We start from the raw sequence: 22,319 nt of genomic DNA on the forward strand, positions 1-22,319 counted from the left end.
ATACATAAAAATTGCAAAATTTTCGTTTCATTTCTTTTTTTTTACACAAATTCACTTAAAGAAGGTACTTTCGAATATTTCAGGGTACCGACGACAAAGACTTGTAAACCCGCTTTTACCAATTATGATGTGATCGAGAACTGGAATTTGCAAAATTTTTCCCGACGCGCAAAGCACCCGCGTGATAGACATGTCCTCAGGACTTGGCTCCAGCGAACCCGACGGGTGATTGTGAATAAAGATGACAGAAACAGCGCGATCTTCGATGGCAAGCGCAAATGCCTCGCGAGGGTGAACCGGAGTCTGGTTGACAAGCCCTGTCGTGAGTTCATGCACCCGAATAACATAATTCGCGGAATTCAAGGAAACGACCACCAAATGTTCCTGCGGCTCGTACTTCATATACGCCACACGCGACAGAACATCTTCGGGAGTAGAAACAGGAATCGCCTTGTCGCTCAAGATAAAGCGACCAGAAAGTTCCAAGCAGGCAAGAATCTGCGAAGCTTTGACCTTCCCCAGCCCGCGAATACTCCTAAGACGTTCCAAGGAAGGGACCGACGTTTCCGTCGAAAGGAACTGCGCAAGCCGCCGCGAAAGCTCAAAAACATCACAATCGTGACAACCGCTCCCCAAAATAATCGCAAGCAATTCTTCGTTGCTCAGCGCACTAACCCCAGAATATTCAAGTTTTTCGCGGGGCATCAAATGGAATTCGGGAAGATTGAAAAGAGCAACCTGATTATGGTTCATCCGCATTTTCTCCTAAAAAAAGTGGTTCTATTATATAAACACGCTTTTTTCAGGATTTTGGACCAAAAATGAATATAAAGGGAACTATGAATTATTTACACTAAAAATACAACAAAAAAAAGCCCCTTTAATTCCGTAGTAAGTAGGACTATGTGAATTTTTTCGAGAACATATGATGACGTTCGGCAATGCGCACACCCCAAGTCCTGCACACCGATTGTATTTTTTACAACGCAATAGCGCAAAGATCAACAGCTTTGATTAGTCGACTTCAATTACGAATCGGCAAAAATTCTAAAAAAGAACTTGAACGAGTCAACAAATTTCCATCCTACAATAAAGATATGCCTATTAAAACAGAAAAACTGTTTGACAAGGACTTTATCAAAGATGTATCTTTGACTAGAAATTTCAAAAAAAGGTTTTGATATGATTTTTAACTCATTCAATTTCATTATTATTTTTCCATTCATTTTTTTGCTTTATTATGTAATACCAGCAAAATTTGACAGATTAAGAAACTCCTTTTTACTTGTTACAAGCTATTTGCTTTACTTAAATTGGAAACCTGTATATGCACTTATTCTAATCGGAGTTACGTTCTTTACATATTTAGGAGCTAAAATACTTGGAAAACAAAGAAACAAACGCAAATTTATATTGTCATTTTTTGTAATCCTAACATTGTTGCCTTTACTTTTCTTCAAATATTTTAATTTTGTAAATGAAATCATTTTTCATGTATTATCCATCATTGGATTACAATTCAAACTTGTTGGGCTAAATTGGGCAGTCCCCATAGGCATCTCCTTCTTCACGTTTCAAGCTTTGGGATATTTATGGGATGTTTACTATCAAAAAATAGAACCTGAAAAAAATTTTTTAGTTTATAGTCTTTTTATTTCATTTTTCCCATCAATTCTTTCTGGCCCAATCAACAAAGCATCTCTAATACTACCTCAGTTACATAATTTGCGCAAACAGTTTGATTATCCCAAAATTGTAGAAGGCTTAAAATATCTCTTATGGGGAATGTTTATGAAAACTGTTGTTGCTGACAGAGCTGGACTTTATGTGGATACAATTCTCCCTAACTACATAAATTATACGGGAGTATCTTGTTTAGTTGCTGTTTTTTTCTATACCATTCAAATTTATTCTGATTTCGCGGGTTATTCATTAATGGCGATTGGTGTTGGCAAAACACTAGGTTTTGAATTAACAGAAAATTTCCGCAGACCATATTTTTCTTTCAGCGTAACGGATTTTTGGAGACGTTGGCACATTTCGCTATCAACTTGGTTAAAAGATTATGTTTACATCCCGCTAGGGGGAAGTAGATGTTCCAAGCCAAGAAATTACCTAAACATCCTAATAACATTCCTTGTTAGCGGAATTTGGCATGGAGCTAACTGGACTTTTATTATTTGGGGACTTTTACATGGGATTTTTCAAATCATTGAAAAAATACTTGGGCAGCAAACATGCAATTACAAACGACTTGGAAAATCTATCAAGATTGTCACAACATTTATTCTGATCAGTTTTGCTTGGATATTCTTTAGAATGCCAACATTGTCCGATGCGTTGGGCGTTGTAAAACGAATATTAGACATAAGTCTCCCGAAAACCATTTATACCGGCAGTATTACTGTATTCTCGTTTATGATTTTAGGAACAACGATATTATTTATAAAAGATTTCGCAGATGAATTCCTACCAGGAAAATTTAAATTTTTCAATAATTCAAATATTTTTATTCGCTGGTTGTCGTATATAGTATGCATGATATCTATTATGCTTGCCGGAGTATTTAGTGCAGATCAATTTATTTATGCGAACTTTTAGTTGATAGGATTGAAAATGGTTCAAATTAAATTTATTCGTAAATTAACTCTTTTTGTAACTCTCTTAGTTGTCCTAGATTTTTCTCTTGGATACATCTTTAAATATATGTCCGTTCACTCAAAAGGTGGATATGTAGCTCATCACAATCATATTATCGATAAAACTCACGAAGATGTTTTAATATTTGGTTCTTCAAGGGCTATACACCATTACAATCCTGAAATAATATCCAAAAGTTTAAACATGACCTGTTATAATGCAGGCCAAGATGGAAATGGCATCATTTTATTCTATGGTTGGTGGAAACTCATAAGTCAACGGTACCATCCCAAGTTGATTATTTACGATATCACAACTGGATTTGATTTACAAAAAAATGATAACCATAAGTATCTTGGTTGGTTGAAGGAATTGTACGACAGGAATCCAATTCCAGAAATATTTGAAGCAGTTGATAGAACAGAAAGAGTAAAAATGCTAAGCAGAACTTATCGATATAATTCAAAATTTCAACAGATCGCTGCAGATTATTTTCATCCAATATACAAGGTAAAGGGGAATGGATTCTTACCTCTAGCCGGAGTATTAGACACCATGAAAATTGCGAAAAATAAATCTGAAAATAGAATTCAATTTGACTCCTTAAAAATTAATTATCTGGCTAAATTCATCGAAAATATCGGTGATAGTCAGATTATTTTCGTCCATTCGCCCATATGGTATGGTCTTGATACGGCGTGGTTGCGACCGATAAGAGAATTGTGCGCAAAAAACAATATTAGATTCCTTGATTACTCAAATGATTTCGAATTCGTTCATAACAACAACTTGTTCAAAGACGGAAGCCATTTGAATGCAGAAGGAGCTGATCTTTTTACGGAAAAACTGGTTAAAGACTTAAAAAAGTTAAATTTTTCAATTGATGAAAAACATCCTCAGCTTGAACTTTTTCTCACCCCTTGATAAAGTATAAAACGCCATCGAAGGAGAGAGTCTGCTTTGAGCCAATGGACACGATGAGATCTCACTTGCGAGACTCGTCGCGGAAGTCCATTAGTTCACGCAACGTTGTGGACGCCCTTTCGTTGCGCGCCTTGGTAGACTCATTTTTCACTTAGGCGAGCAGAAACACTATCCAGCCTTCCCCCCACAATAACCGGAAAGGCCCCCAAATATTTTATTGTCTCAACAAAAATTCCGCCCTATTCAATAATATCATTCACACCTTTTTCATTGATGACCTTCGCAGGAACCCCAGCAATAGTCACATTTGACATTGGAAAACTCTTATTCACCACAGCATTTGCACCAATGGCAACATAATCACCAATGACAATACCACCAAAAATTTTTGCACCAGGAGCAATATAAACATGATCACCAATAACGGGGAAACACTCCCTTTTTCGAGCATCAGCACCAATATTGACCCCAACATGAATTTTGCAGAAGTCCCCGATTTTCGCATGGGAATTGATAATTATGGGTCCAGTATGTGCAATGCACAATCCCTTACCAACAACATTAATAGGAATGCTAAATCCAGTGAGTAATCCAAGTTTAAATTTTTTGTATCGACAATATGCACCAAACAACTTATTTAAAATTCCACCTTTTGAATTACTATAATATTCACATTTACGAAGCAATATTTCGTATTTCCAAACAACATCATACATTTTAGGGGCTTTACCTTTTCTCCCCAAAGCATTTTTATCGGCTTCTAAATATTCTTGTAAATCAGCTTTATTCTTTATCATGTAAAGACCTCCATTTAGCTGTTAAATAACGTATTTTCAATAGAAATATCTATTTTTCAAATATAATTATAAAATTCTACATCAAACAAACATCTTTATTTTTCTTTTTACCCTTCCCAAAATTTTCCTTATTTGTTTATGCAATCTAGCCATTGCAGATGGAAACGGACAATACATCTTTATCAATTCGTCAAGAGAGTAATTATCTAAATTAGCGAAGAATTCAGCTCTTTTGGGATGCTGCTTGCTAGAACGCACAATACAAGGATTACCAGCAATAGCATATTCTAGCTTGGATTCGCATTGAACCACCTTGTCAGCTACGGAATCGAAGAGTTCAATGCCGAAGGAAGTATTCAGCAAGACAACGGAAGTTCCCTTGTTGTCGTTCATTTCTGGATGGTATTTTGAAATTCCCCAATAGTCGCCCAAAGTAATGTCCGCTATTCGAGGCAGTTTGCGGTAGCGACATTCTCCACAAGAGACATTCTGACAAATGCGGCTCTTGAACAGGTGCATATATTTCGAACGGTTTAGAGGCACAGCAACTGATCTTCCAGACTCGAACTGATGCAGCAGCGCATAGCCGCTCCAGCCTTCCGACTTGTCGCGGAAATTGATACAATCCAAAACAGAATTATCCGTTTTCTCCATTTCGCGGACATATTTCTCAAAAACATTCACGCTTGGCATGCCATGACACACAATATCCACCGTAACCAAATCGACAGAATCGGATACTTTGCCAAGTACAGCATAAAGCCCAGCCACCTGGCAAGGAGTTCCCGAGAACAGCACTTTTCGCCCCACCTTGAGCAATGCACGGACTTTCTTGTAGATCAACCCAACATTGGCCTGCACATACTTAGAACCACGCAATTTCACCAAGTCAACCTTATTGTCAACAATAATGAATCCAAAACGGGTTGGAGCAATTCTTGCAACACCTACCACAACACCACCGTCATCCAAAACACGTTCAGCCAAAACGGTGAAAATCCCTCCGCTGGAAGACTGCAAACGGATAGACTCATCCTTCGCATAAGCAGCCACCGTTTTAGGCAAAATATTCGCGACATTTGGATTTTCGACAGCCTTATTCCATGGACACACCCGTTCGCAAGCGCCGCATTCGACGCATTTTTTCACATCAATCACAGGGCGATAGAAGCCCTCAGCATCTAATTGCATGGAAATCGCACTACGAGCACAGGCATTGGCACAAGCCGCACAGGAAGAACAGTTCTGGACGGGGATATTCATACTAGACTCGCTTCAAAAATTTCTTTATAGGCTTCAAAATCAAGTCTCTTTCATAAGCATTCATTGAAAATGCAAAAAATAACGGCAAGTAAACAATCAAATAAAAAACAATGCCCACGATAAGTTTAACAACAGTATCAAGATCGTATTGTTGCAAAACATAGTACGTCAACACGGTCAACACACCAGGAACAATAGACATCTTAATAATTTCCTTCCAGAACCCAATAATATCTATATTTTGCTTGACTTGGTAATACACATTCATCACTAAAATTTGCCCTAAAACAAGAGCTCCTGCAATAGCACAAGCACAGCCAATTCCACCAAAGTACTTAGACAAAGGGATCTGGGCACCAAGGCTCACTAGCGAAATGCATAAATACAAAAGCGATCTAAATTTCATCTGGTTACGAGCCTGCAAAATAGTAATTCCCAAATTTTGAATGAGCGGCACAGTCAAAGGAACAAAGAACAACATGGAAATAATATAAGCATCGTCATAGCCCTCCCCCGCCCAAAGATGAATGAACTGACGACCAAACAGAAAAAAGCCCGAAAGAACCAAAACCATCACACAATATTGAATTCTCCCCGTTTTTATAAATAAATCTGAGATAGCCGTGCCATTGGATTCCCGCACAGCCATTGCTGTGACTTTTGGTAAAAAAACACCACTGATGGCAGAAGAAAAACTCATGTACATGTGTTCCAATTGAATTGCAACGGCAAAAACGGCAACCGCAGCAGTTCCCACAAACGCACCTAATACAAATTGGCCAGTACTCCAATAAATACGATCCATAATAGCATTCAAGAATATCCAAAAAGAATAAATCGAAACCTCTTTCAGAAAGCCCCACTGGAACCTGGCAAATTTTAATTTGATTTTCAAATAATGCTTACAATACCAATAATTCAACCCAAGCGTCAATATGTTAAAAACAGTCGTGACAACAACCATAGCAACAGCTTTATAACCAAAATTCAGCAGGACAATCATCGTCACTGTATTCAAAATAATTCGAAAAATCAAAACAACTTTTTGGAAAACAAATTGTTCATAAGCTGTAATAACAGATCCAAACAAACTAAAAGGGAATGAAATCGCCAAATTAAAAATCATCAAAGCAAGAATAAACTTCGTTCGTTCAAGTTCGTTGGCAGTCATAGCTGCATCGAAAATATTCTCGGCGTTCAAATATAAAATACCACCAGCCATCAAGGCAATTATTCCTATACCACAATACAATAAAAAGAACATACCAAACATTTCGTATTGTTCTTTGCATTTGTTTTCTGCACGAAATTTTGCAGTATAACGAACAATTGCATTTCCAAAGCCCAAATCAAGTACCATCAAATACGCAACAATCGATGCGGCAATAGAGTAAAGGCCATACTCCGATTTGCCCATCATACGAAGCATAAATGGCGTGTAAAGAAGCCCAACAAGGTTATGAAGAGCAAGCACGACATACGAAAGCAAAGCACCTATTTTCAGCTGTGATTGCATACTATTTTTGGGGTAAAGATTCCATTAACGACACCATCAATTCTCTATTTTTCAAAATGACCGAATCAATGTCATTCCAATCTATCAAATTGAATAAATCATCCAACGAATTAGAATAAATACGGTTTTCTAAAGAAAATAAATTCATAATATTCTCGATGCGTTCATTAAGGGAAGAAAGCACACCGACAACAGGAAATACCATAAAACGTTTATGATGAATAATTGAAAGTGCAGTCCCATGATAAGAATTTGTTATAACAAAATCCGCATTAGCCATCAAAGACAACCATTCTTCAACGGGGGCATAAATTTTAGGAAAGCCATCCTCCCTCCCCTGACTTGCAACATATTTTACATCAAGATTATTCTTTTGAGCAAACTCAAAAATTTGTTCTACCTTGATAGGAATTTCTGCACCTAATAAATATAAAAATATATATGGACGTTTTTTTGTTAATGGAGATGAATAAGACTTGTATTTTTCGGAAGACATTAAAAAAGTGGGATCTAGAACAAGATGAGCGTCAAAACGTCCTGCTTTTTGACAAAGTTCAAGTCCAGATTTTTCACGAACAGTAATAAAAGAATAAGATGCCAATACATTTCGGACACTATTTACGAAAGCATCTGTAATCGGTTTATGTCCAATACTAGGAGCAATGCTAAAACGAACACACTCCTTTGGAGCAAATTCCAAATAATAAAAATAAGGAGACTCACTCCATGTTTGATCACTACCTACACAATAAGCATCAAACTTGTAATTTCGAAAAAAAGAACCATCATCTTCAATAATATTAAAATATTGCCTACGAAAATTTTCAAAATACCTAGGATGCTTTTTTTCCATTCGATTAGAAACAGAATGCCACGATCTAATTATTTTCCCTTTTTGTTGAGCTATAGAACTCAAATTATCTCGTTTAATTATTTTTTTTACAAAATGATAAAATGGCGCGACCAATCGTTTCCATAACGGAATTTTCTTTTTTATACGAAGTAAAAAGCATTCACAATCAAAATCTCTTAAAAATTCTTGCGTAGCCAAATACTGCAGAACCTGACCATAATTATCTATAGTATTAGAATAAGTTACAACGCCAACTTTCAGCATTACAGTTCCTTTTTAACATTCAAATCCTTAAAAATTTCATCCCAACGATGCATAATATTGGGAAGTTCATAGTATTTAGATCTTTCAATTGCATTTTTTTGCAACATGAGACGATAATTATCATCAGTGATTACTTTACAAAGAGCATCCGCAATCGCATTTTCATCATCAATCGGGCAAATAATCCCTTGTGTATCATCCGCAATAATTTCTCGCTGACGTCCTTTATAATCACAAGCAATACAAGCACAGCCTTGGCTCATAGCTTCAATCAGAACCATTCCAAAGCCCTCATAGCGACTGCTTAAAACAAAAACTTCAGCGAGTTCATACTGTTTTTTAATCTCAACAAAGCCCAAAAAATCAACGCGATTTTTTATTTTTAACTCATCACATATCCTTATCAAGGTTGATTTATCACCACCACCCGCAATTTTTAACTTCCATTGCGGAAACTTATCACAAACTTTAGACCATGCTTTTAATAGCAAGTCAAATCCTTTACAATGCCATATATCCAATCGCCCAGCCGCTAAAATAACTTTTTCTTTCTGCGGAATACTTGGTTGAGGAACAAATGTTAAAGGGTTCGGCAACACATAAACTTTTTTCATGAAAGAAGCATCCATCTTCTCAATGAGTACACGTCGATCAGCTTCAGTCAATACAGTTAAAAAATCATAATTCCTACTTACTATAAATTTTTCTGAATATTGTTGCGATGTAAAAGGAGCATATTCCGGACGTTCAAAAGCATTATGGGCTGTAACGATAACAGGAATATTATATTTACATATATTTACAGCAGCTTTCAATCTTTTAAACGAAGTCGTTGAAATTGTAATAATTACATCAGGTTTTTCTTCTTTTATTATTCTCGATGTAAGCCAATCCCTTATAGACGAAGGGATTATATTGTATATTTTGTCACAATACGTACTTGAAAAAAATTTTTCTTTTAATTTTCGTGGCATTATTCTCTGCCACAAATCATATACTTTCGACTGTCGCATTACCTTTATGTTTGGAGGCAGATTATAATCTAACCTAGAACAAAAAGACCCCAGTACAACACTAACTGAATTACCATTGTTAGCAAAACCTTGAGCCCATAAAGAAGCGACTCGCTCTGATCCACCATTGCTTAAAGACCAAGCGTATATAAGAATTTTCATAATACTCTACCTTTACCCATTACCAACTCATAAATCTATAAGGCATTATTCCATAATGACCAATAATGGCCCATCTGTAAATATAAAATGTAAAATAAGTAACAACAATAGGATAAATTAAAAATTGAAATGGGAAATTAGCATTTTTTCTTCTTATAAATTCATAAAACAAAGCTATAAAGATAATTTCGCCAAACGCCGTATATTGCGTGAAACGTTCAATATCAGAATAAATATACCTCGCTTGTGATACAACTAGATCAAAAATCATTAGATAAAACAAAGAAATAATGTTTTGCCCATATATTTTCATTAAATTTTTTAAATAAAAACCAAAAATAAATAATAAAGGCAAACGTATAAGTATATTTCCATAGCCCCATGAATCAGACATTTCATAATGAGCATATCGCCCATCGGCAACTGAAGATATGACCCCCCCCAAAAGCCCTGTTTTTAGAGCAAAAAACAACAAAAATACAGAAATAATTGAAATCAACTTAAATGCTATATTGCTAAACTTATCCCAATATCCGCCACGAACTGGCCTACATATAAAATAAACAGGAATATTTAGTATTGCAGAATTATGGAAACCAAAAGCTAACAGAGAATACAACCAATACCCCCCCCCTTTTTGATCTTTATCTAGTAAATATGAATAGGCACAAAACGATGCAGAAATAGCCAATCCATTACGTACCATACTTGTACTTCTCAACATAATTACAGAAAAATAAATCAAAAAGATAATGGCAACGTTATAACCCTTTAAATGAAGTTTTCGTAAAAAAATGAAAATGAAAATATATTGAATAACAGAAGATAAAATAATAAATGGCTGAATACCTCCAAGATGATAAGATATGAACATAACTAATCTTGAAAGAGGTTCAAGAGCAATGCCCCCAGTAACGTAAAAAAAATAAAATTTAGCCCCAAATTTTGCAAATTCAATATGTCCCGCATACCTAACCAAATCCTGTCCTACATCAGGACTACGAAAAGCATACAAACAAAGGCAAGGCAAAAGTCCTATTAAAAGATAAAGAAACTCATCTTTACCTTTAAGCAAATCATATTGGTAAAGGAACACAAATGCAAATACTAGTGCACCTCCAAATAAAAAATAAGAATACCAGTCCCACTCAACCATCTAAGACCACCTTAAAAAAATTCTGTATTCCATCTTACAATATGACCTCCAACCACTTATCCGCAATCACATTCATTTGAAATAGAGCTGGACTTATTTTATAGTTTTCTTTCCCTAAAGTTACACATTTAAAAAGCAGAACACTTAACTGTTCTTCATTATTGCAATCAAATAGACTTTCATCATTCAACAACATCTTAGGCCCACCACAAGGGCAATCTGTCGATATGCACGGAATACCTAAAGCCATCGCTTCCATCAAAGAATTTGGCATACCTTCAAAATCCGAACTTAAAACAAAAAGTTTCGCGGTCTTAATCGTATCTGCAACATTTTTTACGGCACCGGGCAAAAAAATTCTATTTTGCATCTTCAAGTCAGAAACAAGCTGCTCTAATTCAGCACGCAACTCACCCTCGCCATAAATATAGAGATTGTCCTCTATTTTATCAGCGACTTTCGCAAAAGCTTTAATCAACAGTTTATGATTTTTTTGCGGAGCAAGCCGTCCCGTTGTAACAACGTCATGCCTTTTGCCTTCAAATTGGGTATTGTAAAAAATATCATCAACAGGATTTAATATAATGTTTGATTTCTGCTGTATTTTTTTTGAAAACCAACGTTGAGCATCTTCGGTTTGAAACACAACATGATCTGCAAATCGAAAAAGCGTCTTGGCAAAAAAGCGAAAAATGGCATTAGGGTATTCTCGATTTGGATCATTTCTGACAGAAATCACAGTTTTATGAAGCATTCCAAGACTTGCGATAACCGCCCTAAAATTCGGCTCCGCCATAAACGAAACTAAAGAGTCGGGTTTTTCTTTCTTGATTAGAGTTCTCAGAGCACAAGTGAGTTTAACATTCCGAACAATAAAATTACCTACAGCATTTTCAAATAAAGAAATTCTCCGAACCTTTTCCGATAACGAATATTCCCAGGAATCTCTAAATGAAGTCACAAGCACTACTTCATGTCCACATTCAGCAATATGATTGGCGAGATTAGCCATTACACGCTGAGCTCCACCATGATGAAGAGCATTTATATAGAACATGATTTTTTTCACTTAAGCAACCTCATTTCCAATCATCAGCAGCATCTTAGGATTCTATTCACACAAACATATACCTTAAGACCCAGCAAGTTTCTGATAAAAACTTGTAAGTTCTTTTACGGTATATTGAATGTCATATCCGGCCTTCCTTATAGCTTCAGTATGATCCAATCGCTCCGGTTTGCCATTTATAATCTCGTCAGCCCAGTATGCAGCATCTTTGTCCAGAGAAATGTAGTTAATTTTTCTATCAAAATCAACTTCTTTTGTTACCGTATCAGAGGAAAAACAAGGCAATCCAGCAGCCTGCACCTCCACTAATGTAACAGGCAGTCCTTCAAATAACGACGGAAAAACAAAGACATCAAATGCGGACAGCAATTCGTTAACATCTGCACGAGAACCAGTAAAAATCACGCTATCGTCTAATTTGAGTTCCGCAGCCTTTTCTTTTACAGAATCCATCAAATCACCAGTCCCGACAAGCATCAAAACTGAATCTGGACGCTTTTTATGAATTTCTGCAAATATATCAACAAGAAACGAATGGTTTTTCTGTGGATGGAACCGTCCTACATGCCCTACGACTAATTCATTCTTAAGATTAAATTCGTCTCTAATTTTCTTTCGAGACATTTCTGAATAAGCATATTTTTCAACATCTATGGCATTGTTCAACACATGATAGTTCGATTGTTTCGTAATTTCTTCACCGAACAGCCATTTTCCGGCAACATCGGAACAAGCAAAATAGTAATCAACATTTTTACGCAAACCACGCTGCAAACAGAACTTCACTACAGCCTTCAAGCCCTTCCCTGAAGATGTATTATGGCTATGAATAATAGTCTTTAAACCAGCGTTCTTTGCAATTGGCAAATAAAGCGAAGCGTAGCTGCGAACATGCGAATGAAGGATCTTGTATTCAGGATGATCTTTGAAAAATTGCTTCCAAGCTTTACGTATTTCAAATAAATTGTACCCCTTGAACGTCGGCATACAATAGATTTTGCCACCCAATTCCTTTACAACAGATTCATAATACAATTGATCAGGATGATCGACGATATAATCAAACTGAACTTTTGATTTATCAATCGCTTTATGAAGGTTTATAATCATAGCTTGGGAACCGCCTACATTAAGGCTCCCTATCATGTGCAAAATTCTAATTGATTCAGACATTTTGAAACACCTTCATATCGGTAGCACGTTTTTGCACAATTACGCTATTTGCAGGATATTCACCTTTCAAAACACAACCAGCACCAACTACACAATTATCACCAATTTTAGTGCCACGAAGAATTACAGCGTTAGCACCAATCCACACGTTATTACCTATTATTACTGGTGAAGTTTTATACCTTAATGCAGAAAGCCCGTTCCGATCCCTAAAATCATGATCATGGTCGTAAATTTGAACATTTGGACTTAATTGGACATCATTTCCAATAATAATTTTTTCATGACAAGCTATCATGTTGTTAGAATTTACCGATGTATTATTTCCAATAACACATTCGGCCCCCTTACGAACACGTATTTTGGCGCCATCGCGCATTTTAAAATTTTGACCGATATAAAGCTTTCCACCTGAAATGGTTATTTCAGAAAAAGGAGAAACTAAACTGATTATGGGTCCCTTAAAATTGACTGGATGAAACAACTTATTTAAAGCCATTTTTAAGAATCCACATGGGACACATACCGCAGCTCTTGCAAATCTATTCATCCCACATTCTCCATTTCATTCAAGTAAGCATCCACGACAATTCGCCTGTCAAATTCGCGTTCGACCTTAGCGCGACCGGCAAGCCCCATCTGCATTTTCTGTTCGTGCGAAAGAGCAAGGAACTTTTCAATCTTATCGATAAGGTCCTGACTATCACGCTGTTTTACCATAAACCCGTTCACACCGTCTTCGACGACCTCGCGACAACCACTGCGGTCCGTAGTGATGATAGGACGTGCACTAGCACAGCTTTCCAAGAGCACGTTGCTAATGCCTTCTGGGTAAAAACTCGGATGAATCGTGCAATGAACATTCTTGAGAATTTCACGAACATTGCGAACCATGCCATGGTAAACGATAACGCCTTGTTTTGTGAGTTCTTCCAATTGGGATTGGTATTCCTGTTCGCAGAAACCGCAAATGTGGAACGTCGTTTTTGGATTGCTTCGCTCCGCTCGCAATGACGTATGGTCAAGTGATTCGACAGGGAGATCCCCACCATCGTGGGGATGACAATGTGCAAAAAAATGCTTCGCGGCATCCAAATAGTGCTCAATGCCTTTTTCACGCATGATGCGGCTAATGAACACGAAATGGATTCCATCGTCTTCGGATGGATACGGAAGGGGCGAAAAACGTTCAAGGTTTACACCGCTGCCAGGAAGTATAGCGTGTTTATCCGTGTATAGGTTTCGATCTATAAAGAACTGACGATTTTCCGTATTCTGGAAAAAAATCCGTTGTACTTTTTTAAAGCCTACCTTGTACAAAGCCACTGTTATTTTCTGAGCAATGCCTGGATTTTCTACAGCTGTCCCGAGTCCCGTAATGTTAGCGACAAAGGGGACTCCACAAAAACGTGCTGCCAAGGCTCCATAAATATTCGGCTTGATGGTATATCCAAAAATAATGTCCGGCTTTACCTTTTTTACAAGAAGGATATACTTGAGCAACAACATTCCATCAGCGATAGGATTCATGCCATGACGAGCAATTTTTATTTCGTGATACTTGCTGCCGAGTTTTACAAGGTCATCTATGCGTTCGCCGTAGGGACTGCTGATGTGAACTTCATGACCATCTGCTACCAACCGTTCCACCAATTCAAGACGAAAATTGTAAATCACCACATCGTGGTTGACAAGGAAAAGGACGGTCTTTCGCTGCATCACTTCTCCGTCTTCGCAATAGCCTCTTCGAGGCTGTACTTCTGGTACGGTTCCCTATAAACGCTCATTTCCTGATCGTACGCGAGATTGCCGAAAGCCTTGTTCACAAGTCCCGTAACATGGCTCATAAGCTTCAGAGCCCAGCCGAATCCGGGAATAAGCACGCAACATTTGTTGTGCGCCTTGGCAATAAGCGAGATGACTTCGCTAGTATTGCTGTACTGCGGATTCTGCGGCCAGAATGTACCGCGTTCGCCGTTTTCAATCATCAGGCGGACGAATTCCACGAGGTTCCCGATGTAGAGCATGCTACGCTTGTTCGCGACTTTCGGGAAAACAGGGAGTTTTTGTGCAAGCTTGCTCAAAAGCGGATAGTTGCCCTTGCTGCCCTTGCCAAAAATCATGGGCGGGCGAAGAATCACGACTTTGAACGTATCGCAGTCAAGTGGGCGCAACCCGTTTTCAGCCTGGACTTTACTGTCGCCGTAACAGTTCGCGGGATTCACCGGGGTGTCGCGTGTGATGAGCTTTTCTTTGCCGATGGGGGCACTGTCGCCATACACGATGGCGCTGCTCATGAATACGAACTGTTTCACGCCGGCTTCTTTTGCCTTGGTCGCGCACTCCACGGTGAGGTTCGTGTTGACAGCGTAGTAGAGTTTTGCACGTTCTTCGCTGATTTTTCCGTTGTCGCTGTGGGCGATTCCAGCCACGTGATAGACGGCATCGTACTTGCTGAAATCAAAGCTACGCCAAGCGTCACCAATCATGTCGAGCGTATCGACTTCGTACTTGCCGGCAAATTCGGGCTGAGCGAGGTAGTCGGCAAAGCTCATGCCGATGTAGCTGTTTGCGCCTGTTATCAAGATTCTGATCATAAGACCTCCCTGGATCCTTCGCTTCGCTCAGGATGACGCGTGGAGAGAGACTGCTTAGATTCTTCGACTCTGCTTGCGCTGCGCTCAGAATGACGCTCGGCTTCTTGCTTGTGCATTTCGCCAGTGCCGCCTTCGACAACGCCATCGCTCTTGAGCACGCTGATAAACGTCCCGAAGAAGCACTTGCAGTCGAACAAGAAGCTTTGGCGTTTCACATATTCGCCATCGAGGGCAGCCTTTACAGGGATTTCCAGTTCGTCACGTCCGTTAATCTGAGCCCAGCCGGTGAGGCCAACGGGCACATCGTTTGCGCCGTACTTGTCGCGTTCTTCGATCAAGTCGTACTGATTCCAAAGGGCCGGACGAGGACCGATGATGCTCATGGTTCCTTCGAAGATGTTGAACATCTGCGGGAGTTCGTCAAGACTCGTCTTGCGGAGGAATCCGCCAACCTTCGTAATCCATTTCTTGGGATCGCTGAGTTCATGCGTCGGAGCGTCTTTCGGCGTGTCAGTACGCATGGTGCGGAACTTGTAAATGTTGAAATGTTTCTTGTGGAGACCGACGCGTTTCTGCTTGAAAAGAACAGGTCCCTTGCTATCGAGCTTGATGGCGACAGCAATCGCGAGCATCGGAATGGCAAGAACGATGATGCCAAATCCAGAAAGCACAATGTCTATGATACGCTTGAAAAAAATTGTATAGAGAGTCTTATGCATTAAGAGTACCTTTTTCACGAGTAAAAACCGAGCCGCACGCAACATGGGTTCCGGCAGGAACCTCAGCAAGAGTTTCTACAACGGCATTGCAATCCACATGTGAATATTCACCAACGGTCGCATTGTGACGGATGACAGCGCCACTGGCAACAAACGACGCCCCGCCGATAACAGCTCCAGTTTGAATAGTCGCAAGGGGTTCTACGCAGCACCCCTTCTGGAGTTTTGCGGACGGACTTACATAAGCAGTCGGATGAATTAATGTCGCCAGAGAAAAGCCATTAGCAAGCAGCTGTTCCGTAAGCTTGCGACGAAGAGCCGGGTTGCCAATAGCAACGAATCCAAACCGGAAATTGGTAGCGAATCGTTCGATGTCAGAGAGCGAACCGATTACGTGATTGCATTTCGAAACAACACCATCGCCCTGTTCTTCGCAAAGATCAGCACCTGTCGTTTTAAGAAAAGAGTCGTCAAGGAAAGCTATACGGTCGAAAGCACCCATAGATTTGGCAATTTCCGCCGCCATCACGCCGTATTGACCAGCACCGAGAACAAGAAGATCGCCTTTTCCAAGCGAACCATCCGCTGCTTTCGGAGTTGGATTCTCGTCGTTTCGCACTTACCGCAACCCTCGGTTTTACTCTAGCCATTTTTGTATGTCTTAGGCCGCAGTTTGCGGTTTTTTACATAGAAAAAATAGCCAGAAATGGAACATTTTCGTAAATATTAGTAAAAATTTCGTAGGTTGTGAAGGGCTATGGCCTATAAAGTGACTCGAATCATACGCAAACGAATACGGCTTCAATGGGATTTTTGAGGCCGATTGGACCTGCCGATCTACTTTTTTATGACCTTTATAAAGCCTTTTTTCTCAGTATCCAAAAGCGCTCTTTGCACGTAGCTCAGCCCTTTGGATTTTTCGGCAGCTTGAGCTTGTGTCCGGAGAGCTAGTTCATTTTGCAGCAATGTTTCAAATTTCGACATAAGTTCAGTTGCTGTGCAACCGAAAGCATCAGCGAGGTCACAGAACGATTTCAAAGAAAAGTTGCGTTTGCCTTTTGCGATTAGCCCAATATGCTGACGGCTAATTCCACTTTCCAGCGCAAGTCTCTTTTTAGTCGTAGATGTATCTCTCAACATCTGCGCCAATAGTTCAACTTCCGCTTTCTGGATGACTTCAATGTCATAACGCATTTTTCAATTTTATGAAGAATATTCAAAAACACGTGCAAACAATAGTTTCCATTTTTTAGGGCTCACGAAATTAGACGACTTTCGAGAAAATCGGAACCGAGCCTATTATTAGTTTGTAAGAAATTCATTATTGCTGAAAATTTAGGTATATCATTTCCCTTTTTTACACCATTTTGGGGCAATTGGGCATTCGTAAGTACCTTCTTTTTGGGAAAAAACGATAAATAAAATTCACAATTGATTTCTTTTAATTACATTTCTTTTTCAAATGATTAAAGACGAGAAATATATACTGGTTGATAGCGAAGAATCGCTCGCGAACTTGCTTCTGGATTTGGAGCAGTACGACATGGCCGCGGTCGATACCGAAGCGGATTCCATGTACCATTACACGGCTCGTCTCTGCCTCATCCAGATTACCATTGGCGAGCATCATTATATAGTAGATCCGCTGTGTGGGCTGGACCTTGCGCCACTGTTCAAAGCCCGCGCCATGCAGACGCTAATTTTCCATGGCGCAGATTACGACCTCAGACTGTTGTGGCAGACCTACGGTTTTTCGCCGAAAAGTATTTTCGATACGATGCTCGCCGCAAAGCTTTTGGGCGAACAGCATCTTGGGCTTGCCGACTTGGTCAAGGAATATTTTGGAGACGAACTCAAAAAAGAGAACCAGAGAGCCGACTGGACCATTAGACCGCTTTCGCTGGATATGTGCGAATACGCCATCCACGATACATTCTACCTTCATGAACTTTGTGCGATTTTAGCGGAAAAACTGCAACAGGCTGGCCGCATGAGCTGGCTCACCGAGCAGTGCAACGCGCTTATCGAACACGCAAAGCACCCGAATACACCCAAGAAGGATCCGTGGCGAATCACGGGGTCGAGTATCTGCGGTCCACGTGCACTGAACATTCTCAAGCATTTGTGGGAATGGCGAGAAAAACAGGCCGAAGAATTGGACCGCCCGCCTTACAAGGTCATGCAGGCAGAACTGATGCTCGCAATTGTCAATGCACAGCAATCGCATTTCCCGGAAGTTGACGAGAAGTTCCTGCCCAAGCTTCCCCGCAACTTCAAAGGCGACCGTCTAGAGTCGTTCCTCAACATGTTGCGTACGGCAGTCGCCGTTCCCGAAAGCGAATGGCCCATGCGGCTCCCCAAGGCTCCACCACCGCCGGTCATCCCGCATTCAGACTTGCTCAACGCGCTCAAGACATGGCGTGACGAAAAAGCCGAAGAGTTGAAAATCGACGCGGCGCTCCTTGCGAACAAGGCGCAGTTGATTTGGCTTGCAGCCCCTGGCGACCTTCCGTGGGAAACTCGTTACGAAGAAGCGCACTTGATGCACTGGCAGCAGAGCATTTGGAGCGAAATTCTGCGAGACAAATTGCCTACGGCAAAGCGCATCGGCGACGATTCGAGCGACGAAGAGTAAAACAACGAAGAATCGTCAAGGACAAAGGAAATAAATGGCAGCGTCCATCGTTATCGTAATTCTTGTTTTTTTGATTTTCGGAAGCAGTTCCATCGTGGAGTCCGTCTTGAAAATGCGCCGCATGAAAAAAGGCGACGACATCATCAAGGAGCCGTGGCAAGAGATCCATGACATTCCGGGCTATCACGATGCCAGAAACATCGCCGCATTTTATCCGCTCAAGGGCGAGCCGAATATCATGCCGATTCTTGAGGAACTCGCTATTGAAGGGCGCCTCCTCCTCCCTCGGTGCGAGGGTGACGGCATCATGAATTTTTACAAAATAGAGAACCTCAAGAAGGACTTGGTCAAGGGGCACTTTGGCATTATGGAACCTCGCGAAGGCCTTGAAAAGTTCGAGGGAGACATCCCTGTATTCTTGGTTCCCGGCGTAAAGTTCAATTGGGACGGAAGCAGGCAGGGGCACGGCAAGGGGTACTATGATAGATACCTTGCAAAGTATCCGAATGCATTCAAAGCGGGCATCATGACTCCGGCGCAGCTTTCAAAGGAGCCGTTGGAACAGAAAGAAACCGACGTGAAGATGCACACGGTAATTGCTTGTAGAGAAAAGTACTGATAAACAACCGATCCCGGCACAGTGGCCGGGATGACAACAACAACCGATCCCGGCACAGTGGCCGGGATGACACATTGATAAGCACAGCGCGGCAGCTCAAAGCGGTGCGGCAGCAGAATGGCAATGCTAAAAGAATTCGCAAATTCTAAATTTGTAAGTCAGAAATTAAACTTCTGAGTTACGAGAATTAATGAGTCATCCTGAGCGGAAGGCGAAGCCTGTAGTCGAAGGATCCAGAGCATTATCTACTAATCATTTCTCTAATGACCAAAGACTAATGACCAATGACCATTCTCTAGTAACTAAAATCCTTTTTCACGGAGATTCACAAAATGAGTTTCAATAATGACGATAGCCGTCGCGGTTTTGGCAACGATCGCAAGCGTAACTTTGGACGTACCGCACGCCCCACATTTGACGAAGCAAAGTTCAATCGCGAACACCCGGACGACGAACCGGTCCGCACAGAACGTCGCGAATTTAATAGCGAGCGTCGCGGAGGCATCGGAAGCCAGGCGCATCTCCGCCGTGACCGGGATGATTTTAAAAATCGCCCTAGCCGCTTCGCTAGTGAACGCAAAGACTTCGACTCGAATCGCGAACGCAATTTCGGCGGCGAACGCAGCGAACGTCGTGAATTTTCCGCTGACCGCCGCAGTTTCGAGGAACGTGCAGACCGCCGCTTCGACGACCGCCGCAGTTTCAATAGCGACCGCGCCGCACAAGATAACGTCGTACCCGCAGTCGGAGATGCCGATGCCGCACCGCAGGTCGCCGTCGGCGGCATCAAGGAAGTCGAAGAACTCCTGAATAAAACTCCGCTCCAAGTGCACCGCGTGCTCTTCATGCACAAGTCCGGCAACCCGAAACTCTACGAACTCCAGAAGCTCGCGAAACGTGCTCACGTGCATGTGCAGCAAGTCGATTCCAAGATTCTCGACAGCTACGCCCGCCCGAACCACGGCGTTGTAGCCCTCATGAACGAGAAGGAACTCCTGAACTGGATGGACGTGCGCGAAGAATTTTTCAAGGCCCGCGATACCGGAGAAAAGAAGCTCATCGCCGTGGCCACGAACATCGAAGACCCGCGCAACCTCGGCGCCTGCATCCGTAGCAGTCTCGCGTTGGGAGTTGACATTTTGCTTCTTCCCGCGAAGGGAATGTGCGGCATCACGCCGAGCGTCGCCCGCACCTCTGCAGGAGCCCTCGAAAAGCTCCGCATCTGCCGTCCGGACAACCTCGAAGGCGCCATCGGCGAACTCAAGATGGCCGGTTACCAGATTCTCGGGCTCGACGCAGACACCGAAACAAACCTCGCCGGATTCGACTTTGCCGACCACGTAGTGCTCGCCGTCGGTGGAGAAGACGTGGGTCTCCCCCCGTTCATCAAGAAGCAGTGCGATGCAGTGCTCCGTATCCCGATGAAGCCCGAAGCCCATTCCTATAACGCGTCCGTGGCACTTTCCCTCGGTTTGTACGAATACGCCCGCTTGCGGATCAAAGCGTAATTGCCTTTTTTCGCAAAATTTTACAGCTGTTGTAAAGATGTAAACACAAACTACATGTAAACTTAAATAAACGCACCTATTTAATTAGAGTGCGTTTATTTTTTTATGAGATGGATAAGGAGTGTGGATTTTCTTATGTTCAAAAAAATCATTCTATCAAGTTGCTTCGCGGCAAGTTTATCTCTAGCACAGACCTACGACTTGCCTATCATTTTCGTTGATACCAAGAAGCAATGCCTTGACAACAAAGTCACCGAAAAGATTCCCGCAACAATGAAGGTCTTGGACGGTGCAACAAACAACGTGGCCGACAGCGCCAAGGGAACCTTCTACGACATCGGCATCAAGGTCCGTGGCCAGTCTTCTGCCATGTTCCCCAAGCCCGGCTACAGCATCGAAGTTCGAGAATACAAAGACAAAGACACCTCCAGCGTCGATGTCAGCCTTTTCGGACTCCCGCCCGCTGACGACTGGGTTTTGCACGGCCCTTACGTTGACAAGAGCATGTTGCGAAATTCCCTCGCCTACTGGCTCTTTAGGCAGGCCGGCCGCTACGCCCCGCGCACCAAGCACTTTGACCTATACATCAACGGCGTTTATCGCGGCGTCTATGTGCTTGTCGAAAAAATCAAACGCGGCAAGTACCGCGTGGACATCAGCAAGCTCAAAGAAACTGATATCGCGGGTGACAGCCTTACCGGCGGCTACCTTTGGGCATTCGACAAAGTCGGCACCAACACTGGCGGCGGCGGCAGCAACAACCAGGGCGGTATCGAGGCCGAAGGTTTCAACACCTCCGACGGCTTGAACGTCATTTTGCACTACCCCAAGAAAGCGAACATCCAAAAGCAGCAGGAAGAATACCTGAAAAAATACTTGAACGATCTCGAAGCACTGTTCAAGAACGGCAAGAAAGGCGATGGATTCGAGAAATACGTCGATCTCGGTTCTGCTGTTGACTACGTGTTACACCAGGAAGTCACCAACAACGGCGACTCCTACTGGTGCAGCTTCTTCTTGCACAAGCCCAAAGATAAGGGAGGCAAGAACGGCAAGGAATTCAAGGAAGGTAAAGTGACCTTGGGTCCGCCGTGGGACTTCAACCTCGCCATGAGCAATGGCGGCATGATGGGCTATGGCGGAGGCAACAGCTGGCAAATTGAAAGCAAAGGCGGCGGCGGTGGCGGTTTCGGTGGCGGTTTCGGCGGCGGCGGCATGGGTAGCCTGAAAGCTCCGAACTGGCTCATTGGACTGTGGAAGAGAAGCGATTACCAGGACGAACTGAAAAAGCGTTGGGCGGAACTCCGCAGCGGCGTGTGGCACACCAAGGTCATGGACGCATACCTAGATTCCATGAAGACTTACTTGACGAAAGCCGCCGACAGAAACTTCAAGCGCTGGCCGAACCTAG

21 protein-coding genes are annotated in these 22,319 nt (G+C 41.7%); 6 read left to right on the forward strand and 15 right to left on the reverse strand.

What is annotated here, in order from left to right:
• Positions 1-51 precede the first annotated feature (51 nt).
• Complete coding sequence (radC, locus tag IKG78_RS08760) at positions 52-753, reverse strand: DNA repair protein RadC (RefSeq protein WP_290942421.1); 702 nt, start codon at positions 751-753, stop codon at positions 52-54.
• Positions 754-1,182: 429 nt separating this feature from the next.
• Between radC and IKG78_RS08765 the strand changes: the two genes are divergently transcribed.
• Positions 1,183-2,601, forward strand: a complete 1,419-nt coding sequence (locus IKG78_RS08765; protein ID WP_290942423.1) for an MBOAT family O-acyltransferase — start codon at positions 1,183-1,185, stop codon at positions 2,599-2,601.
• 15 nt (positions 2,602-2,616) lie between these two features.
• Positions 2,617-3,564: a hypothetical protein gene (locus tag IKG78_RS08770; RefSeq protein ID WP_290942426.1), complete on the forward strand. Its 948-nt coding sequence runs from the start codon at positions 2,617-2,619 to the stop codon at positions 3,562-3,564.
• A 239-nt stretch (positions 3,565-3,803) separates the two neighbouring features.
• Here the strand turns inward: IKG78_RS08770 and IKG78_RS08775 are convergent, their stop codons facing one another.
• From IKG78_RS08775 to IKG78_RS08840, 14 genes are all read right to left on the reverse strand, one after another.
• A complete protein-coding gene (locus tag IKG78_RS08775; protein ID WP_290942428.1) occupies positions 3,804-4,361 on the reverse strand; it encodes a hypothetical protein in 558 nt (185 codons plus the stop codon).
• An 81-nt stretch (positions 4,362-4,442) separates the two neighbouring features.
• Positions 4,443-5,624, reverse strand: a complete 1,182-nt coding sequence (locus IKG78_RS08780) for a Coenzyme F420 hydrogenase/dehydrogenase, beta subunit C-terminal domain (RefSeq protein WP_290942430.1) — start codon at positions 5,622-5,624, stop codon at positions 4,443-4,445.
• Position 5,625: 1 nt separating this feature from the next.
• Entirely contained in the window at positions 5,626-7,140 is a 1,515-nt protein-coding gene (locus tag IKG78_RS08785) for an oligosaccharide flippase family protein (RefSeq protein WP_290942432.1), read from the reverse strand.
• A 1-nt stretch (position 7,141) separates the two neighbouring features.
• On the reverse strand, positions 7,142-8,257 hold the full coding sequence (locus IKG78_RS08790; RefSeq protein WP_290942434.1) for a polysaccharide pyruvyl transferase family protein: 1,116 nt from the start codon (positions 8,255-8,257) through the stop codon (positions 7,142-7,144).
• A complete protein-coding gene (locus IKG78_RS08795; RefSeq protein ID WP_290942436.1) occupies positions 8,257-9,432 on the reverse strand; it encodes a glycosyltransferase in 1,176 nt (391 codons plus the stop codon). Before IKG78_RS08795 ends, IKG78_RS08790 begins: the two co-directional genes overlap by 1 nt.
• A gap of 19 nt (positions 9,433-9,451) precedes the next feature.
• Complete coding sequence (locus IKG78_RS08800) at positions 9,452-10,588, reverse strand: EpsG family protein (protein WP_290942438.1); 1,137 nt, start codon at positions 10,586-10,588, stop codon at positions 9,452-9,454.
• A gap of 34 nt (positions 10,589-10,622) precedes the next feature.
• Positions 10,623-11,657, reverse strand: a complete 1,035-nt coding sequence (locus tag IKG78_RS08805) for a glycosyltransferase (RefSeq protein ID WP_290942440.1) — start codon at positions 11,655-11,657, stop codon at positions 10,623-10,625.
• A gap of 63 nt (positions 11,658-11,720) precedes the next feature.
• On the reverse strand, positions 11,721-12,830 hold the full coding sequence (locus IKG78_RS08810) for a glycosyltransferase family 1 protein (RefSeq protein WP_290942442.1): 1,110 nt from the start codon (positions 12,828-12,830) through the stop codon (positions 11,721-11,723).
• Positions 12,823-13,380, reverse strand: a complete 558-nt coding sequence (locus IKG78_RS08815; protein ID WP_290942444.1) for an acyltransferase — start codon at positions 13,378-13,380, stop codon at positions 12,823-12,825. Before IKG78_RS08815 ends, IKG78_RS08810 begins: the two co-directional genes overlap by 8 nt.
• Positions 13,377-14,549, reverse strand: a complete 1,173-nt coding sequence (locus tag IKG78_RS08820; RefSeq protein WP_290942446.1) for a glycosyltransferase family 4 protein — start codon at positions 14,547-14,549, stop codon at positions 13,377-13,379. The genes IKG78_RS08815 and IKG78_RS08820 overlap by 4 nt, the downstream gene beginning before the upstream one ends.
• Positions 14,549-15,427: an NAD-dependent epimerase/dehydratase family protein gene (locus IKG78_RS08825; RefSeq protein ID WP_290942449.1), complete on the reverse strand. Its 879-nt coding sequence runs from the start codon at positions 15,425-15,427 to the stop codon at positions 14,549-14,551. Before IKG78_RS08825 ends, IKG78_RS08820 begins: the two co-directional genes overlap by 1 nt.
• Positions 15,424-16,146, reverse strand: coding sequence for a sugar transferase (locus IKG78_RS08830; RefSeq protein ID WP_290942452.1), 723 nt, complete (start codon positions 16,144-16,146; stop codon positions 15,424-15,426). Before IKG78_RS08830 ends, IKG78_RS08825 begins: the two co-directional genes overlap by 4 nt.
• Complete coding sequence (locus IKG78_RS08835; RefSeq protein ID WP_290942454.1) at positions 16,139-16,765, reverse strand: hypothetical protein; 627 nt, start codon at positions 16,763-16,765, stop codon at positions 16,139-16,141. The genes IKG78_RS08830 and IKG78_RS08835 overlap by 8 nt, the downstream gene beginning before the upstream one ends.
• A gap of 218 nt (positions 16,766-16,983) precedes the next feature.
• Positions 16,984-17,340: a helix-turn-helix transcriptional regulator gene (locus IKG78_RS08840; protein WP_290942456.1), complete on the reverse strand. Its 357-nt coding sequence runs from the start codon at positions 17,338-17,340 to the stop codon at positions 16,984-16,986.
• A 268-nt stretch (positions 17,341-17,608) separates the two neighbouring features.
• Between IKG78_RS08840 and IKG78_RS08845 the strand changes: the two genes are divergently transcribed.
• The 4 genes from IKG78_RS08845 to IKG78_RS08860 form a co-directional block, all read left to right on the forward strand.
• Positions 17,609-18,781, forward strand: coding sequence for a ribonuclease D (locus IKG78_RS08845; RefSeq protein ID WP_290942458.1), 1,173 nt, complete (start codon positions 17,609-17,611; stop codon positions 18,779-18,781).
• A gap of 34 nt (positions 18,782-18,815) precedes the next feature.
• Entirely contained in the window at positions 18,816-19,400 is a 585-nt protein-coding gene (locus IKG78_RS08850) for a 5-formyltetrahydrofolate cyclo-ligase (protein WP_290942460.1), read from the forward strand.
• A gap of 332 nt (positions 19,401-19,732) precedes the next feature.
• Positions 19,733-20,908: an RNA methyltransferase gene (locus IKG78_RS08855; protein ID WP_290942462.1), complete on the forward strand. Its 1,176-nt coding sequence runs from the start codon at positions 19,733-19,735 to the stop codon at positions 20,906-20,908.
• Positions 20,909-21,043: 135 nt separating this feature from the next.
• Positions 21,044-22,319: CotH kinase family protein (locus IKG78_RS08860; RefSeq protein ID WP_290942463.1), on the forward strand; the 1,276-nt coding region annotated here is incomplete at its 3' end.

The sequence above is a fragment of the Fibrobacter sp. genome (assembly GCF_017545445.1).
Taxonomy (GTDB): domain Bacteria; phylum Fibrobacterota; class Fibrobacteria; order Fibrobacterales; family Fibrobacteraceae; genus Fibrobacter.

Bases quoted from the DNA above. Each gene is read 5' to 3' on its own strand.
- radC (WP_290942421.1), bottom strand. From the start codon at position 753: ATGAACCATAATCAGGTTGCTCTTTTCAATCTTCCCGAATTCCATTTG.
- IKG78_RS08765 (WP_290942423.1), top strand. From the start codon at position 1,183: ATGATTTTTAACTCATTCAATTTCATTATTATTTTTCCATTCATTTTT.
- IKG78_RS08770 (WP_290942426.1), top strand. From the start codon at position 2,617: ATGGTTCAAATTAAATTTATTCGTAAATTAACTCTTTTTGTAACTCTC.
- IKG78_RS08775 (WP_290942428.1), bottom strand. From the start codon at position 4,361: ATGATAAAGAATAAAGCTGATTTACAAGAATATTTAGAAGCCGATAAA.
- IKG78_RS08780 (WP_290942430.1), bottom strand. From the start codon at position 5,624: ATGAATATCCCCGTCCAGAACTGTTCTTCCTGTGCGGCTTGTGCCAAT.
- IKG78_RS08785 (WP_290942432.1), bottom strand. From the start codon at position 7,140: ATGCAATCACAGCTGAAAATAGGTGCTTTGCTTTCGTATGTCGTGCTT.
- IKG78_RS08790 (WP_290942434.1), bottom strand. From the start codon at position 8,257: ATGCTGAAAGTTGGCGTTGTAACTTATTCTAATACTATAGATAATTAT.
- IKG78_RS08795 (WP_290942436.1), bottom strand. From the start codon at position 9,432: ATGAAAATTCTTATATACGCTTGGTCTTTAAGCAATGGTGGATCAGAG.
- IKG78_RS08800 (WP_290942438.1), bottom strand. From the start codon at position 10,588: ATGGTTGAGTGGGACTGGTATTCTTATTTTTTATTTGGAGGTGCACTA.
- IKG78_RS08810 (WP_290942442.1), bottom strand. From the start codon at position 12,830: ATGTCTGAATCAATTAGAATTTTGCACATGATAGGGAGCCTTAATGTA.
- IKG78_RS08815 (WP_290942444.1), bottom strand. From the start codon at position 13,380: ATGAATAGATTTGCAAGAGCTGCGGTATGTGTCCCATGTGGATTCTTA.
- IKG78_RS08820 (WP_290942446.1), bottom strand. From the start codon at position 14,549: ATGCAGCGAAAGACCGTCCTTTTCCTTGTCAACCACGATGTGGTGATT.
- IKG78_RS08825 (WP_290942449.1), bottom strand. From the start codon at position 15,427: ATGATCAGAATCTTGATAACAGGCGCAAACAGCTACATCGGCATGAGC.
- IKG78_RS08830 (WP_290942452.1), bottom strand. From the start codon at position 16,146: ATGCATAAGACTCTCTATACAATTTTTTTCAAGCGTATCATAGACATT.
- IKG78_RS08840 (WP_290942456.1), bottom strand. From the start codon at position 17,340: ATGCGTTATGACATTGAAGTCATCCAGAAAGCGGAAGTTGAACTATTG.
- IKG78_RS08845 (WP_290942458.1), top strand. From the start codon at position 17,609: ATGATTAAAGACGAGAAATATATACTGGTTGATAGCGAAGAATCGCTC.
- IKG78_RS08850 (WP_290942460.1), top strand. From the start codon at position 18,816: ATGGCAGCGTCCATCGTTATCGTAATTCTTGTTTTTTTGATTTTCGGA.
- IKG78_RS08855 (WP_290942462.1), top strand. From the start codon at position 19,733: ATGAGTTTCAATAATGACGATAGCCGTCGCGGTTTTGGCAACGATCGC.